Source organism: Rhizobium sp. R86522, assembly GCF_042466255.1.
GTDB lineage: Bacteria > Pseudomonadota > Alphaproteobacteria > Rhizobiales > Rhizobiaceae > Allorhizobium.
In genome coordinates, this window is the sequence record NZ_JAXHBX010000001.1 from 2,127,597 (window position 1) to 2,142,143 (window position 14,547).

Below are 14,547 nucleotides of genomic sequence, written 5' to 3' on the forward strand. Positions count from 1 at the left end.
GGCTGTCATTGTCTGAGGCCTTGGGATCAGCCCGAGAATTTGCCGCTGCGCGGGAAGCCCTTCGGGACAAGGCGGCCGGCCGAGGCGCGATCACCCTGCCATTCGACGAGTTCATCCTTCGTCTTGGTGAAAGTGCGTCCGGCACTGTCGGCCCAGGTCAGACCGTCTGCGATCGCGAAGAACTTGACGTCGGAAATGCCGCCATCCTTGTAGCGCTGCAGGCGCACGCCCTTGCCGCGGGTCATTTCCGGGATCTGGGTCAGGGGGAAGACCACGAGCTTGCGGTTCTCGCCAACGACCGCCAGATGATCGCCGCTGACGGGGACCACGAGCTTTGCCTCATCAGGCATGCCGACATTCATCACCTGCTTGCCCTTGCGGGTGTTGGCGACAACCTCCCCTTCCGGCACGATGAAGCCGTTGCCAGCCGTCGAGACGAAGATCAGCTTGCGGCTTGCATCATGGACAAAGGCGGTCAGCACGTCCTGATCGTTTTCCATGTCGACCATGATGCGCAGCGGCTCGCCATGGCCACGGCCACCGGGCAGCTTGTCACCGCCGAGCGTGTAGACCTTGCCGCCCGTGGTCACGAGCAGGATCTTGTCCGTCGTCTGGGCCGGGAAGGCCACCTTCAATCCGTCGCCTTCCTTGAAGGTCAGCGACGAGGTCTCGGAGATGTGGCCCTTCAGCGCGCGGATCCAGCCCTTTTCGGAGATGACGACGGTGATCGGTTCCTTTTCGATCATCGCCTGCTGGATCGCTTCGACATCCGCACTCGGAGCGTCGGAGAAGACGGTGCGGCGGCGGCCGAGCTCGGTCGCCTTGGCGTATTTCTTCTTCACCTCGCCGATTTCCCAGGCGACGGTCTGCCACTGCTTGTCATCGGAGGCGAGCAGGGATTCGATTTCGGCCTTCTCGGCCGAGAGCGCCTCATGCTCCTTGCGGATCTCGAACTCTTCGAGCTTGCGCAGATTGCGGAGCCGCATGTTGAGGATGGCTTCGGCCTGATTGTCGGTCAGATCCCATTTGGCGATCAGGACAGGCTTCGGCTCATCTTCCTCGCGGATGATCCGGATCACCTCGTCGAGGTTGAGATAGGCGATCAGCAATCCGCCGAGGATTTCCAGGCGCCGATCGATGGCGGCCAGGCGGAACTTCGAACGGCGGATGAGAACGTCCTTGCGGTGGGCGAGCCACTCGGTCAGCACCTCGTTGAGGGCCATGACCTTGGGCACCTTGCCCTGGGAGAGGACGTTCATGTTGAGCGGAATGCGGCTTTCGAGCTCGGTGAGCTTGAAGAGCGATTCCATCAGCAGCGTCGCGTCGACCGTGCGGCTCTTCGGAACGAGAACGAGGCGAACATCTTCCGCACTTTCGTCGCGCACGTCTTCCAGAAGCGGCAGGCGGCGGGCTATCAGCAGTTCGGCGATCTTTTCGATCAGGCGCGACTTCTGCACCTGGAACGGGATCTGGGTGACGATGATCTGGTAGCCGCCGCGGCCGAGGTCTTCGGTCTCCCATTTGGCACGGACGCGGAAACCACCGCGACCGGTGCGATAGGTTTCGAGCATCGAGGCGCGGCTCTCGACGATCACGCCACCAGTCGGGAAGTCGGGGCCTTCGATGCCGCCGCGTTCCGGATGGGCTGGATCTGCCAGGAGTTCCTCGACGGGCGCGCCGGGGTTCTTGATCAGGTAGAGGGCGGCGTCGCAGAGCTCATGGGCGTTGTGCGGAGGAATGGACGTCGCCATGCCGACCGCGATGCCTGAGGCGCCGTTGGCCAGCAGGTTCGGGAAGGCACCCGGCAGAACCGTCGGCTCGTCGTCTTCCTCGTTATAGGTCGGGCGGAAGTCGACTGCGTCCTGATCGATGCCCTCGAGCAGCAGGGCCGCGACGTCGGTCATGCGGGCTTCGGTGTAACGATAGGCGGCTGCACTGTCGCCGTCGATATTGCCGAAGTTGCCCTGCCCGTCCACGACCGGATAGCGCTGCGAGAAATCCTGCGCGAGGCGCACCAAGGCGTCATAGACCGACTGGTCGCCATGCGGGTGGAACTTACCGATGACGTCGCCGACGATACGGGCGCATTTCTTGAAGGCCGAGTTCGGGCGGATGCCCATCTCGCTCATCGCGTGGATGATGCGGCGATGCACGGGCTTCAGGCCGTCGCGGACGTCCGGCAGCGCACGGTGCATGATCGTCGACAAGGCATAGGCGAGATAGCGCTCTTCGAGCGCCGCCTTCAGGTCAACAGGAAGAATGTGATCGCCACCCTCATCGGGCGGAAGCTGATTTGTCCCCATGGGTTTCCCCTATCGGAGAAGACCCGCAACAGCAAGGAATCCGGGGATTCTGCCTGTGGATTAAGGCGATGTGATCGCCATCACGCCGCAATCTTGCTGCATCAGGCTATGGCGAAAACCGGTGGACGTTTTTTCAATCCCACTTATAAATATCGCCGACCAATTTTGTCCGCACCTCTCGCGGAACCAGCACGAAGGACCTTCTCATGACCCAGTACCGCTCCACCCGACTTCTGCTCGCGAGCGCTGCGCTCACAGTCTTCGCCGGTCCTGCCTTTGCGCTGGACGGGCAGGATTTGTTGAAGAAGATCAATGCTGCCTTCGCGACGGGTGGCAGCAACATCACGGCTGAGAACGTCGAGGTCGATGGATCGAACGTCGTCTTCAAGGGCCTGAAGCTTGGTGTGGAAGGCGCTACGGCTGAGAAGCCCCTGATGCTTGAAGAACTGACGCTCGAAGGCGTGACCGAGGAAGAAGGCGGCGCCTACTTCATCGAGCGCGTCGAATTCCCCGAGGTTAACGTGACCGAGGAAAAGTCGAGCTTCAAGGTTCAGGATCTCTATCTGGCCGGCGTCTATGTGCCAGGTGATGCCAATGCCGAGGGTATTGATTCGCTGATGTTCTACGAAGAGGCCCATAGCGGTCCGGTCGATGTCACTGTCGATGGCAAGTCGGTGTTCTCGATGGCGGAAGCGGTCGGCACGATGGGACTGTCGGACGACGAGAGCACGATCACCTTCGAAGGCACAGTGACCGGCGTGAAGGCCGATCTCAGCACCGTTGAAGACCCGCAGACCAAGGCACAGATCGAAGCGCTCGGCCTCACCACGCTCGACGGCAGCATGAACATGTCCGGCAGCTGGGATGTCGAAAGCGGCACGATCGACATCGAGGACTACTCGATCGATTTCGCCAATGTCGGCAAGCTCTCCCTCGCCTTCTCGATGTCCGGCTACACGCTTGATCTCGTCAAGCAGATGCAGGAACAGGCCCGCATGATGCAGGCACAGCCGCAGAACGAGCAGGCCCAGCAGGCAGCGGGTCTTGCCATGCTCGGCCTCGTGCAGCAGATGACGCTGGTCGACGCGCAGATCCGCTTCGAGGATGCCGGCATCACCAAGCGCGGCCTCGACTATGCCGGCAAGAGCAATGGTGCCGACGGCGCCCAGATGGCGCAGATGGTCAAGGGCATGGTCCCGATCCTGCTTGCTCAGGCCAAGCTCGGCGCGATCCAGAACGAAATCTCCGCCGCCGTGAACACCTATATCGACGATCCGAAGGCGCTGACCATCGCTGCAGCGCCTGCGAGCCCTGTCGCCTTCCCGATGATCATGGGTGCTGCCATGGGCGCGCCGGAAACGATCCCCGGCCTGATCGGGCTGAAGGTCACCGCCAACGACTGATCTCAGCGTTAGCTGAGACACAGAGCCCGGCCCGCGAAAGCGGCCGGGCTTTTTCTTGGCCTTGAGGTCAATAAAAAAGGCCGGGATCGCTCCCGGCCTCTTCCATTCAATTCATCGAACCCGATCAGTCCTTCTTCGGCTGCGGCACGACGCGCAGCGACAGATCGCGCAGCTGCGCGGGCGTTGCCGGCGACGGGGCGTTCATCAGCAGGTCCTGGGCCTGCTGGTTCATCGGGAAGAGCGAGATTTCGCGCAGGTTCTTCGCACCGACGAGCAGCATGACCACGCGGTCGATGCCGAAAGCGCAGCCGCCATGCGGAGGAGCGCCGTACTGGAAGGCACGGTACATGCCGCCGAAGCGTTCCTCGACATCATCCTTGGACAGGCCGACCTTTTCGAAGGCCTTGACCATCAGCTCCGGCGACTGGTTACGGATCGAGCCCGAGGCGATTTCGAAGCCGTTGCAGACCGCGTCATACTGATAGGCCTTGAGCGACAGCGGATCCTGACTTTCGAGCGCTTCCAGACCACCCTGCGGCATCGAGAAGGGGTTGTGGGCGAAGTCGATCTTCTTTTCTTCCTCGTTGTATTCGTAGAACGGGAAGTCGACGATCCAGCACATTTCAAAACGATCGCGGTCGACGAGGTTCAGTTCCTCGCCGGCGCGGGTGCGGGCTTCACCGGCAAACTTGTAGAATTTGGCCGGATCGCCGGCGACGAAGAAAGCCGCGTCGCCCGGCTCGAGGCCGAGCTGCTGGCGGATCGCTTCGGTGCGCTCTTCGCCGATGTTCTTGGCGAGCGGGCCGGAGCCGGCGATCTTGCCGTCCTCTTCCTTCCAGAAGATATAGCCGAGGCCCGGCTGACCGGTCGATTGCGCCCAGGCGTTCATGCGGTCGCAGAATGCTCTGCTGCCACCGGTCTTGGCCGGGATCGCCCAGATCTCGACCTTCGGGTTGGACGCGATCATGCCGGCGAAGACCTTGAAGCCGGAATCACGGAAGTGGTCGGTAACGCCTTCCATGACGATCGGGTTGCGCAGGTCCGGCTTGTCGGAGCCATACTTCCGGATCGCGACGTCATAGGGGATGCGCGGCCATTCCTTGGTGACCGGCTTGCCTTCGGCGAACTGCTCGAAGACCGAGGTCATCATCGGCTCCATCGTCGCCCAGACATCTTCCTGCGTGACGAAGCTCATCTCGACGTCGAGCTGGTAGAACTCGCCCGGCAGACGGTCGGCGCGCGGGTCTTCGTCGCGGAAGCAGGGCGCGATCTGGAAGTAGCGGTCGAAGCCGGCAACCATCAGAAGCTGCTTGTACTGCTGCGGCGCCTGGGGCAGCGCGAAGAACTTGCCTTCGTGGATGCGGCTCGGCACGAGGAAGTCGCGCGCGCCTTCCGGCGACGAGGCCGTCAGGATCGGGGTCGAATATTCGGCAAAGCCGGCAGCGGCCATGCCCGTGCGCATCGACGAAATGATCTGGGTGCGCTTGACGATGTTCTTGTGCAGCGTGTCGCGGCGCAGATCGAGGAAGCGGTACTTCAGGCGCACGTCTTCCGGATAATCGGGCTCGCCGAAGACCGGCAGCGGCAATTCCTTGGCGGCCGAAAGCACTTCGATTTCCTGAGCGTAAAGCTCGATCTCGCCGGTCGGCATGTTCTTGTTGACGGTGTCGTCCGTGCGGGCCTTGACCAGGCCGTCGATGCGGATGACCCACTCGCCACGCACGGTTTCGGCCGCCTTGAAGGCCGGGCTATCCGGATCTGCCACGACCTGCGTGATGCCGTAATGGTCGCGCAGGTCGATGAAGAGCACGCCGCCATGGTCGCGAACACGATGGACCCAGCCCGAGAGGCGGACGGTCTGACCGACGTCGGATTTGCGAAGAGCGGCACAGGTGTGGCTGCGGTAACGATGCATGATCAGGTATCCCGAATGTGACGGTCGAAAGGGCACCTCAAGACAGGCGCGCGACCGATAGAAAATCGGGCGGAAAAGCGCATGGTGCGCCTGATTTGTCAAGGCTGCGTAGTGCTGGGCCGGGGCACCATCGGGATTTGACGGGAGGCAAAGGACACGTTTGGTAGAAGGGACTGCGGCGGATTGACTGCAATTTGAACCCAAACGACTGGAGTGCCGCGAGCGGCTGGATCCGCCGATGGCCATTACCTGCCCGAAGGCGGCGTTCGCCGCACCGGCGCCTACTCGTTGGTGAAACTCGCATCGAAGATGGACTTGACCCAGTCATATTGCGTGCTGATACGTCCGAAACCGCCCGTCGAACCATAAACCGCATCGTCGCCCCAGGCGTTGACCCCGACAATAGCCCAACCCTCGTCGGTCTCGATCCAGAGCGAGCCGCCGCTGTCACCCGAGCCCAGCACGCCTTCATATTCATCAACCGGCAGGGAATTGCCGTCCTCAAAGACATTGGTGGAACCGTCCTCGCTGTCGAAGTCGACCAGCAACTGATTGCCGCCTTTGCCGTCGGGGGCGGGGTCCTCGACCACGTCGATGATGTTGCGCGCCGCAGCGGCATCTTCGCTACTGTAATATTTGTCATCCTGGCCGACCGAGCCGATGCCCCTCGAGCCAAAGCCGACCATTGTGGCGCGTTGTCCCAGTTCATCGTCCCCGCCATAAAGGAGTGGCGGCGTATCGCAATCCGTCACGGGCCCGTTCAATTCCACGATGGCCATGTCATAGCCGGGCGTTTCGTCGCTATTGGCGTCGTAATTGGGATGGATATGCACGGCCTTGCCGGTAAATTCGGTACCAGCGCGGGTGTAATAGGTCCAGGTGGCGGGGTCGTTGCCATCGCCGAAATTATGCGCCGCAGTCAACACATAAGCCGTGCCGTCCTCATCGTTGCCGATCCAGGTGCCGGAGGCGCCAATCTGCTCGCCGTCGAAAAAGCTCATGATGGCGCAAAATTGCGGCTCCATGGCCAGCGCCTTGGCGGCGCCGAATCCGTCGCCTTCCGCACCATCCGCCCCGCCCTGATCGGCCCAGGTGCTGTCGAGAATGATCACCGCCTGGGCTGGACCAGCCGCAGCCAAACTCAGCAGCGCCGTGCCCAGCAGCGCCGATACGATCCTCGATTTCATGCCTCTCCCCTTGGGTGTCTCACTCGGCATTTGTGCCGTCGGGCAAGACCATCGATCCGTCTCTGTTGTTTCCGCGCAAACGCCCGGAGGCTGTCACCCCACCGTTTCATCTTGTTACCAGCGCAATTGATTGAACGACAGCTTTCGAAGGGGAACTTCATCGACGCCTCCAAGAATGTCCGCAATTGGCGCAAAGCGGCCATGTTCGCCATCACTCCGGCAACAACACGCTCGCGAGATCTAGCGGCGCCGCAAAAGGCTCGCAGCCGGTGCCGCCGTCGCCTTCCGGTGGCAGCTTGCCGTCGATCATCAGATGCGCGTGGCCGTGGATTTGCGACCAGACGAGTTGCTCGACAGCCGCCCTACCCTGGGGCGTGTCCAGTTTCATGCGCTTTGCCACCGGCCACGAGATCTCCTCGAGAACGGCATGGGCGGCGTTGGCGGGCTGGCCGATGGCCGGGTCGTCCCAGTCGAGGCGGTTTGCGGTGAACATCAGGCGGAAGAGATGCGGGCGGGATCTCGCAAAGTTCAGATAGCCGCGGGAGGCGGCCCGTAGCTGCTCCGCCGGATCTTGAGGGGCTGCCGCCATGGCCTCCCGCATCGAGGCGGCAAACAGCCTGAAGCCTTCGACGGCAAAGGCGGTCATCAGGTGACGCAGGGTCGGGAAATGATGTTCGGGGGCCGCATGGGACACGCCGACCCGGGCGGCGAGTTTGCGGAGCGTCAGGCCTTCCAGGCCCTGCTCTTCGAGCATGTCGAGCCCGGTGCCGATCAGCGCCTGGCGCAGGTCGCCATGGTGATAGGATTTCTGTCTTGCCATGCCCCTTCATAACCGGTCGCACCCACGTCGTCAAAATCAATCTTGACATTGCCAAGTTATGCCGCATTGTTATCTTGTCACCGTCAAGATGAGGCTCCCATGTCCCCCGACACCGTGTTTTCGATTGCCAGCAGCACTGCGATGGCCGGCTGGATGCTGCTCATCCTCGCGCCGCGCTGGGCAGCCCTCATCGCCTTCATTCGTTTCGGCCTGATCGGGGCGCTTTCGCTCACCTATGCGGTGCTCGTCTTCGTCTACTTCTTCCGCGTCGAGGGCGGCGGCTTTGGCTCGATCGCCGAGGTTCGGGCGCTGTTCACCAGCGACCCCGTGCTTGTCGCCGGCTGGGTGCATTACCTCGCCTTCGATCTCTTCATTGGCACCTGGATTGCCGTCGAGGCGGACAGGCGCGGCTACAATCGCCTGCTGCAGGCGCCAATGCTGGTGGCGACCTTCATGTTTGGCCCGCTCGGCCTCCTGCTCTTTTATCTCACCCGCGCGACGGAAACCGCGCTTGAGCCCCGAAAGGCCTGACCGATGACCATGCTCTTCAATGACAGCGCCATGCTCGCGCCGTCGCCGGACCTTGCTGCTGCCGAACAAAGAACCCGCCGTGTGCTGATCGTCGGCATCGGATTGTCGGTGGCGCTCGCCCTTCCGAGCCTTGTGGCGCTTAGCCTCGACGACCGGCTGATCAACGGCATCAGCGTCTGGAGCAAGCCGCTGAAGTTCCAGGCTTCGCTGGCCATGATGCTTCTGACCCTCATCCTGCTCCTGCCGCTGATCGAGGCGCGGACGCGGGCCGGGCTCGGCGTTTTCCTGGCGAGCCTGATGGCGGCGATCACAGCAAATGGCGAAGTCTTCTACATCACCCTGCAGGCCGCCCGGGGCCGCGCCTCGCATTTCAACGACAGCACACTTTTTGAGGCGATAGCCTATAGCGTGATGGGCGCGGGGGCGGCGCTGCTGGTGCTGTCGAGCCTGGTGATTGGCGTTTACATCCTGCTGCGTCCAAGACCCGATGCGCCAACGGGCTTAAGGCTTGGCGGTGGCTGGGGCCTCGTGCTCGGCAGCATCACCACCCTGATCACCGCTTTCGCACTCGGCAGCGGCCAGATCGACGGTCCCGGCCACTGGGTCGGCGGCATCAAGACGGATGTCGGCGGGTTGCCGCTGTTCGGCTGGTCGCGCACCGGCGGGGATCTGCGTGTGCCGCATTTCTTCGCCACCCATATCATGCAGGCCTTGCCGATCCTCGGCCTTGGCCTCGACCGCTTCACGCCCCGGCTCGCGAGACCCGGCATCGCACTTGGCGCCGTCATCTCCATCGCCGTGGTCATCGGTACTTTCGTGCAGGCCGTCCAGGGGCGACCATTCCTCTGACGGTTAAATCCGGGCGGATGGCGATGGGCCGCGATTTTGGCCTGTCGCCGTCTGTCGAACAGGTCTACGAATTCAGACCTGCCACGGCACCAACTCAATGATCACACGCCCTCGCCGCGGCCTGCAGGCCTTCACATGCACGACATCCGCCCCCTTATCCCGCTTCTCATCACCGCCGGCATCCTGATCGGCGGCAACGGATTGCAGGGCACGTTCATCGCGCTGCGCGGCATCGAGGAGGGCTTCAGCACCTCCGTGATCGGCATGGTGGGTGCGGGCTATTTCATCGGGTTTGTCTTCGGCTGCGTTTACATCACCAAGATCATGCGGGCGATCGGACACATCAGAGCCTTCTCCGCACTTGCCGCCATCGCTTCGGCCGCCTCGATCATGATGGTGCTGGTGATCGATCCGATCTCCTGGTTCCTGATGCGTCTCGTGCAGGGTGTCTGCTTTGCCGGCTTGTTTGCCGTCGTCGAAAGCTGGCTGAACGCCCGCGTCACCAATGCCACACGAGCGCGCACGCTCTCCGTCTACCGCTTCGTCGATCTCGGTTCGGTGACGGCGGCGCAGTATATGATCCCGCTCTTCGGGGTCAGCGGCATCGATCTCTTCGCCATCATCGCCATGGCGCTGTCGCTTTCGCTCGTGCCGATCTCGTTTGCCGACAAGTCGAGCCCCGCCCCGCCCAAGGATGTGAAGTTCGATATCAAGGTGCTCTGGTCGGTCTCGCCGCTTGCCACCGTCGGCTGTATCGTCATCGGGCTTACCAATTCGAGCTTCCGCTCGCTCGGGCCGATCTATGCCGACGGCATCGGCCTGTCGGTAACCGCGATCGCCACCTTCATGAGCATCGGCATCTTTGCCGGAATCGTGCTGCAATATCCGCTCGGGCATTATTCGGACAAACTCGACCGTCGCGTGATCATCCTCGTCTCGACGATCGGCGCTCTGCTCGCCTCGATCTATCTCGCCTTCCTTGCGGGTGACGGGGAGCTTGCCAATTTCATCGGCATCTTCGCCTTCGGCGCCTTTGCGCTGCCGCTTTATTCGCTCTGCTCGGCGCATGCTAATGACCATGCGGCACCCGGCCAGCATGCGCTGGTCTCGGCCGGCACGCTGTTCTTCTGGTCGATCGGCGCTGTCGTCGGACCGCTGATTGCCTCTTTCCTGATGGAGGCCTTCGGGCCGCATGCGCTCTTCGCCTACGTCATCGTCGTGTTGACGTTCTTTGCGGCATATACGCTCGCCCGCATTCGCGTGCGTGATGCCGTGCCGACCGAAAAGCGGCGGATGCGCTTCCGCAGCCTGCTGCGCACCTCGACCTTCTTCAGCAAGCTCGCGACGCCGCCGAACGAAAAGGACGGCGGCTAACCTGAACATTGTCAGGCCTGCGACAGCATGGACGGTCAGGACTATTGCTGATCGCACGCCTCAACTTTAAAAACGGGACGACCAGCGAGAGTTCCGACCGTGACCTTTGTTTCCCGCCGTACCCTTCTCAAATCCGCAGCCGTGCTTGGCGCATACGGCACAGGCCTTGCGGTGATGCCGCGTCTCAGCCAGGCGCTGGCTGCCAGCGACCCGATCGAGATCGAGGCATTCACAGGCGATGTCTTGCTCGATGGCAAGCAGGCGACGCGTGGGGTGATGCGTTACGCGCTGGGTGGACAGACGTCCGCCGATCCCTCCCCGCCCATTCTGCGCGCCAGACGCGGCGAAGCCTTCAAAGCGCAGCTGATCAACCGGCTGGACGAACCGACCACCATCCACTGGCACGGCATCCGGTTGCCGAACGACCAGGACGGTGTGCCCTTCGTCACCCAGCCCTACGTCTATACCGGCGACCGCTTCGACTATGCCTTCTCGCCGCCGGATGCAGGCACCTTCTGGTATCATCCGCATTGCAACACGCTGACCCAGATGGGCCGCGGCCTTGCGGGCGTGATGATCGTTGAAGACGACCGCGATCCCGTCTTCGATGGCGAGGTGGTGCTGAACCTGCGCGACTTCCGGCTTGGCGGCAACAGCCAGTTCATCGAACAGTTCAAACCGCGCGATGCGGCAAAGACGGGCACCTTCGGGACGCTCAGGACCGCCAACTGGCAGCCGGAGCCGACCTACGACGTTCCGGCGGGCGGTGTCGTTCGGGTCCGCATCCTTGCAGCCGATGTGACCCGGATCTACAATTTGCGCCTTGCCGGCGCTGACGCGCAGATCATCGCGATCGACGGACACCCGGTGCCTCAACGTCTGCCGCTCGACATGGCCGTAGTCTCGCCCGGCCAGCGGCTGGACCTCGCCGTCCGTATCGCCGACAGCGAAGGGTCGGAAATGGTGCTGGAGGACATCAGGCCCTCGACACCGAAGGTCGTTGCGCGGCTCCGTGCCGTTGGTTCATCGCTTAAACGCGATCTCGGGGATCTCGGGCCGCTTGTGCAAAACGCCGGCGTGGACGCCGATCTCTCCAACGCAACCCAGATCCCGCTGCTGCTGAGCGCCACTGCGGAAAGTGCGGCCCGCAATTCGATCTGCGGGACGCTCGGTTATTCCTTCTGGGCGATCAACAAGGTGCCCTATCCCGGCGACACACCCGATCCGACTGCGCCGATCGCCGAGCTGAAGCTTGGCCGCAGCTATCTGCTCAATGTCGAGAACGTCACCCCACATGCGCATCCGATCCATCTGCATGGCATGAACTTCAAGGCCATTTCTTCGAACAAGCGAGAGGTCCAGCCTCTCGTCTCGGACACCTATCTTGTGCTGCCGGATGAAAAGATCCAGCTTGCACTGGTGGCCGACAATCCAGGCGACTGGGTCTTCCACTGCCACATCATCGAACACCAGAAGACCGGCATGACCGGCTATTTCCGAGTGACATGACATGAGCCTTGCCGAGACGATGCGGATCCACGAGCCCTATCCGGGGCTGTTTGCCTATTACGACGGACGCATCCTCGGCAAACGTCTGCATTCCGACAAGCCGAACTGGCTCGACGACGGCGCCTACAGTCTCGGCGTTGCGAGCTATGCCATCGTCTCGGGGCGCGAGGCGCTGGTCTATGACACGCATATCTCCTTCGACCATGCGCGTGCCATCCGCAGCCATCTCTCCAGCCTCGGCGTCACCAGCATCCGGGTCGTGCTCAGCCACTGGCATACAGATCATGTCGCCGGCAATGCCGGCTTCATCGACTGCCCGATCATCTCGAACACGCTGACGCGCAACACGCTGATCGAGAAGCGCAAGGTGCTTGCGGAGAAGGATCCGCCAATCAACCCAGTGGTCATGCCGACCGAGATATTCGAGGGCGAGATGGTGCTTCAGGTCGGCGATATAACCGTGACATTGATGCAGTTCGACATTCACAGCGCCGATGGGACTATTCTGCTGCTGCCGCATCTCGGTGTGCTGCTGGCCGGCGACACGCTGGAAGACAGTGTCACCTATATCTCGGAGCCCGAGAACACGGCGCGTCACATCGCCGAACTCGACCGACTGGCGAAGCTCGATTTCAGCCGCATCCTGCCCAATCATGGCGACGAGCAGGTGATCGCATCCGGCGGCTATCCGCCGTCTCTGGTGATCGCCACGCGCGACTATCTTACCCGACTGCTTGCGCGTCTGGATCATCCCGACCTAGACCAACAGAGCCTTGAAAGCTTCATCGCGCCGGAGCTTGCAGCGGGAACCCTCACCTACTTCGCACCCTACGAGGCCGTCCACAACCAGAACATCGCGGCTCTCAAGGGCGCCAAATTCGACGAATAAGGGGACATCGGCCCGGGATTGCCCGCTACAGACTGCTTTCCAAGTCGTTCATATTGACAAGGAAGGCCAGAAGGGAAACTAAGGTTGATCCTGTAGTTTCCATGACCGAGCCGAAATGATCGATACCACTGCTGCGCTCGAAGAGGCCTGCCGCCTCCTCGCCCAATCCGATTTCATCACGATCGACACGGAATTTCTCCGCGAAACGACCTTCTGGCCGGAACTCTGCCTCATCCAGATGGCGAGCCCGGACCATGAATACATCGTTGACCCGATGGCCAAGGGCATCGACCTCAAGCCCTTCTTCGAACTGATGGCGAATTCCGCCGTGGTGAAGGTCTTCCATGCCGCCCGCCAGGACATCGAAATCATCTTCCATCTCGGCGATCTGATCCCGCATCCGATCTTCGATACGCAGGTTGCGGCCATGGTCTGCGGCTTCGGCGACAGCGTCTCCTACGACCAGCTCGTGCAGAAGGTGAAGAACGTCCATATCGACAAGACCTCGCGCTTCACCGACTGGAGCCGCCGTCCGCTGTCGGAAAAGCAGCTCGATTATGCGCTGGCCGATGTCACCCATCTGCGCGATGTCTATCTGAAGCTGAAAGGCCAGCTGGAAGCGGAAGGCCGGGCGGAATGGCTGACCGAGGAAATGGCGATCCTCGAATCCCGCGAGACTTACGACCTGCCGCCGGAACAGGCCTGGCAGCGGCTGAAGATGCGGCTGCGCAAGCCGACCGAGCTTGCCGTCATGCAATATGTTGCCGCATGGCGTGAGCGCGAGGCGCGTGCCCGCAACGTGCCGCGTTCACGTGTGCTAAAGGACGATGCGATCTACGAAATCGCCCAGCAGCAGCCGAAGGATGTGGAGGCGCTCGGGCGGCTCCGCACCATCCCCAAGGGCTGGGAACGCTCATCTTCAGGCGCCGCCATCATCGAACAGGTGAATACGGCCCTTGCACTTCCGAAGTCTGAAATGCCGCATTTGCAACGTCACGCGCATGCACCCGAAGGCACGCAGTCGGCGGTCGAACTCTTGAAGGTTCTGCTGCGCCTCACCTCGGAAAAACACGGCGTCGCCTCCAAGGTCATCGCCAACAGCGAAGACCTGGAAAAGATCGCAGCCGAAGGCGAGAAGGCCGAAGTGGCGGCCCTGCAGGGCTGGCGCAAGGAGCTGTTCGGTGACCTCGCGCTGAAGCTGATCTCCGGCGGTGTCGGCCTGCGCTTCGTCGACAAGCGCGTCGAAGCGGTGGAGTTCTGATCCGTGACGGCGCTATCCCTGCGCCGTGCAACGGAGGCCGACATCCCGTTCATCATGGAGACCGAGCGCAAGCCGGGCTATGACCAGTTCATCGGCCGCTACGGCGTTGACGAGCACATGGCGCAGCTTGCGAGCCCCTCGTTTGCGTACCTGATCGGCGAGGATGACGATGGCCAAACGCTTGGCTTCGTCATCCTTATGGATCTCAATCGGCGCGACGGGAATGCCTGTGTCAAGCGCATCGCCGTTGCCAGCCCGGAAAAGGGCGTGGGCACGCCACTTCTGGCTGGCGCCGTCGACTTTGCCTTTCTCGCAACCAATGCCCATCGCCTCTGGCTCGACGTGGTGAGCGGTAACCTGCGTGCGCAGGCGGTCTACCGCAAGATCGGCTTCATTCAGGAAGGCGTGTTGCGCGAGGCAGCGCTTCTTCCCGACGGCAGCCGCTCGGATTTCCTCCTGATGTCCATGCTCCGCCCCGAATGGGCGGCGCGGCGCGGCTGAGGACA

12 protein-coding genes are annotated in these 14,547 nt (G+C 62.1%); 8 read left to right on the plus strand and 4 right to left on the minus strand.

What is annotated here, in order from left to right; all coding sequences use genetic code 11:
- Window positions 1–26: 26 nt before the first annotated feature.
- Window positions 27–2,303, minus strand: coding sequence for a DNA topoisomerase IV subunit A (parC, locus tag SJY08_RS10315; protein WP_069041681.1), 2,277 nt, complete (start codon window positions 2,301–2,303; stop codon window positions 27–29).
- 206 nt (window positions 2,304–2,509) lie between these two features.
- Here parC and SJY08_RS10320 point away from each other — a divergent pair, with 206 nt between their 5' ends.
- Complete coding sequence (locus tag SJY08_RS10320; RefSeq protein ID WP_377275492.1) at window positions 2,510–3,706, plus strand: hypothetical protein; 1,197 nt, start codon at window positions 2,510–2,512, stop codon at window positions 3,704–3,706.
- A gap of 124 nt (window positions 3,707–3,830) precedes the next feature.
- Here the strand turns inward: SJY08_RS10320 and aspS are convergent, their stop codons facing one another.
- The 3 genes from aspS to SJY08_RS10335 all read right to left on the minus strand — a co-directional run bounded on the left by aspS (window position 3,831) and on the right by SJY08_RS10335 (window position 7,628).
- A complete protein-coding gene (gene aspS, locus SJY08_RS10325) occupies window positions 3,831–5,621 on the minus strand; it encodes an aspartate--tRNA ligase (RefSeq protein ID WP_377275493.1) in 1,791 nt (596 codons plus the stop codon).
- A gap of 281 nt (window positions 5,622–5,902) precedes the next feature.
- A complete protein-coding gene (locus tag SJY08_RS10330; protein WP_377275494.1) occupies window positions 5,903–6,808 on the minus strand; it encodes a trypsin-like serine protease in 906 nt (301 codons plus the stop codon).
- A gap of 211 nt (window positions 6,809–7,019) precedes the next feature.
- Window positions 7,020–7,628, minus strand: a complete 609-nt coding sequence (locus SJY08_RS10335; protein ID WP_377275495.1) for a TetR/AcrR family transcriptional regulator — start codon at window positions 7,626–7,628, stop codon at window positions 7,020–7,022.
- A 99-nt stretch (window positions 7,629–7,727) separates the two neighbouring features.
- On the opposite strand from SJY08_RS10335, the gene SJY08_RS10340 reads away from it, so the two are divergent.
- The 7 genes from SJY08_RS10340 (at window position 7,728) to SJY08_RS10370 (ending at window position 14,542) form a co-directional block, all read left to right on the plus strand.
- Complete coding sequence (locus SJY08_RS10340) at window positions 7,728–8,159, plus strand: ABA4-like family protein (protein ID WP_377275496.1); 432 nt, start codon at window positions 7,728–7,730, stop codon at window positions 8,157–8,159.
- A gap of 3 nt (window positions 8,160–8,162) precedes the next feature.
- Window positions 8,163–9,008 carry a hypothetical protein gene (locus tag SJY08_RS10345; RefSeq protein ID WP_377275497.1) on the plus strand — a complete coding sequence of 282 codons (846 nt, stop codon included), beginning with the start codon at window positions 8,163–8,165 and terminating at the stop codon, window positions 9,006–9,008.
- Between the two features lie 135 nt (window positions 9,009–9,143).
- Window positions 9,144–10,382: an MFS transporter gene (locus SJY08_RS10350; RefSeq protein WP_069041690.1), complete on the plus strand. Its 1,239-nt coding sequence runs from the start codon at window positions 9,144–9,146 to the stop codon at window positions 10,380–10,382.
- A 99-nt stretch (window positions 10,383–10,481) separates the two neighbouring features.
- Window positions 10,482–11,891: a multicopper oxidase family protein gene (locus SJY08_RS10355; protein ID WP_377275498.1), complete on the plus strand. Its 1,410-nt coding sequence runs from the start codon at window positions 10,482–10,484 to the stop codon at window positions 11,889–11,891.
- Window position 11,892: 1 nt separating this feature from the next.
- Window positions 11,893–12,780: an MBL fold metallo-hydrolase gene (locus SJY08_RS10360; protein ID WP_377275499.1), complete on the plus strand. Its 888-nt coding sequence runs from the start codon at window positions 11,893–11,895 to the stop codon at window positions 12,778–12,780.
- 115 nt (window positions 12,781–12,895) lie between these two features.
- Entirely contained in the window at window positions 12,896–14,041 is a 1,146-nt protein-coding gene (gene rnd, locus SJY08_RS10365; protein ID WP_054150551.1) for a ribonuclease D, read from the plus strand.
- Window positions 14,042–14,044: 3 nt separating this feature from the next.
- Window positions 14,045–14,542: a GNAT family N-acetyltransferase gene (locus tag SJY08_RS10370; RefSeq protein WP_377275500.1), complete on the plus strand. Its 498-nt coding sequence runs from the start codon at window positions 14,045–14,047 to the stop codon at window positions 14,540–14,542.
- Window positions 14,543–14,547 lie beyond the last annotated feature (5 nt).

Excerpts from the sequence above, each read along its gene's own strand:
- parC (WP_069041681.1), bottom strand. The coding sequence starts at position 2,303 with ATGGGGACAAATCAGCTTCCGCCCGATGAGGGTGGCGATCACATTCTT.
- SJY08_RS10320 (WP_377275492.1), top strand. The coding sequence starts at position 2,510 with ATGACCCAGTACCGCTCCACCCGACTTCTGCTCGCGAGCGCTGCGCTC.
- aspS (WP_377275493.1), bottom strand. The coding sequence starts at position 5,621 with ATGCATCGTTACCGCAGCCACACCTGTGCCGCTCTTCGCAAATCCGAC.
- SJY08_RS10330 (WP_377275494.1), bottom strand. The coding sequence starts at position 6,808 with ATGAAATCGAGGATCGTATCGGCGCTGCTGGGCACGGCGCTGCTGAGT.
- SJY08_RS10335 (WP_377275495.1), bottom strand. The coding sequence starts at position 7,628 with ATGGCAAGACAGAAATCCTATCACCATGGCGACCTGCGCCAGGCGCTG.
- SJY08_RS10340 (WP_377275496.1), top strand. The coding sequence starts at position 7,728 with ATGTCCCCCGACACCGTGTTTTCGATTGCCAGCAGCACTGCGATGGCC.
- SJY08_RS10345 (WP_377275497.1), top strand. The coding sequence starts at position 8,163 with ATGACCATGCTCTTCAATGACAGCGCCATGCTCGCGCCGTCGCCGGAC.
- SJY08_RS10350 (WP_069041690.1), top strand. The coding sequence starts at position 9,144 with ATGCACGACATCCGCCCCCTTATCCCGCTTCTCATCACCGCCGGCATC.
- SJY08_RS10360 (WP_377275499.1), top strand. The coding sequence starts at position 11,893 with ATGAGCCTTGCCGAGACGATGCGGATCCACGAGCCCTATCCGGGGCTG.
- rnd (WP_054150551.1), top strand. The coding sequence starts at position 12,896 with ATGATCGATACCACTGCTGCGCTCGAAGAGGCCTGCCGCCTCCTCGCC.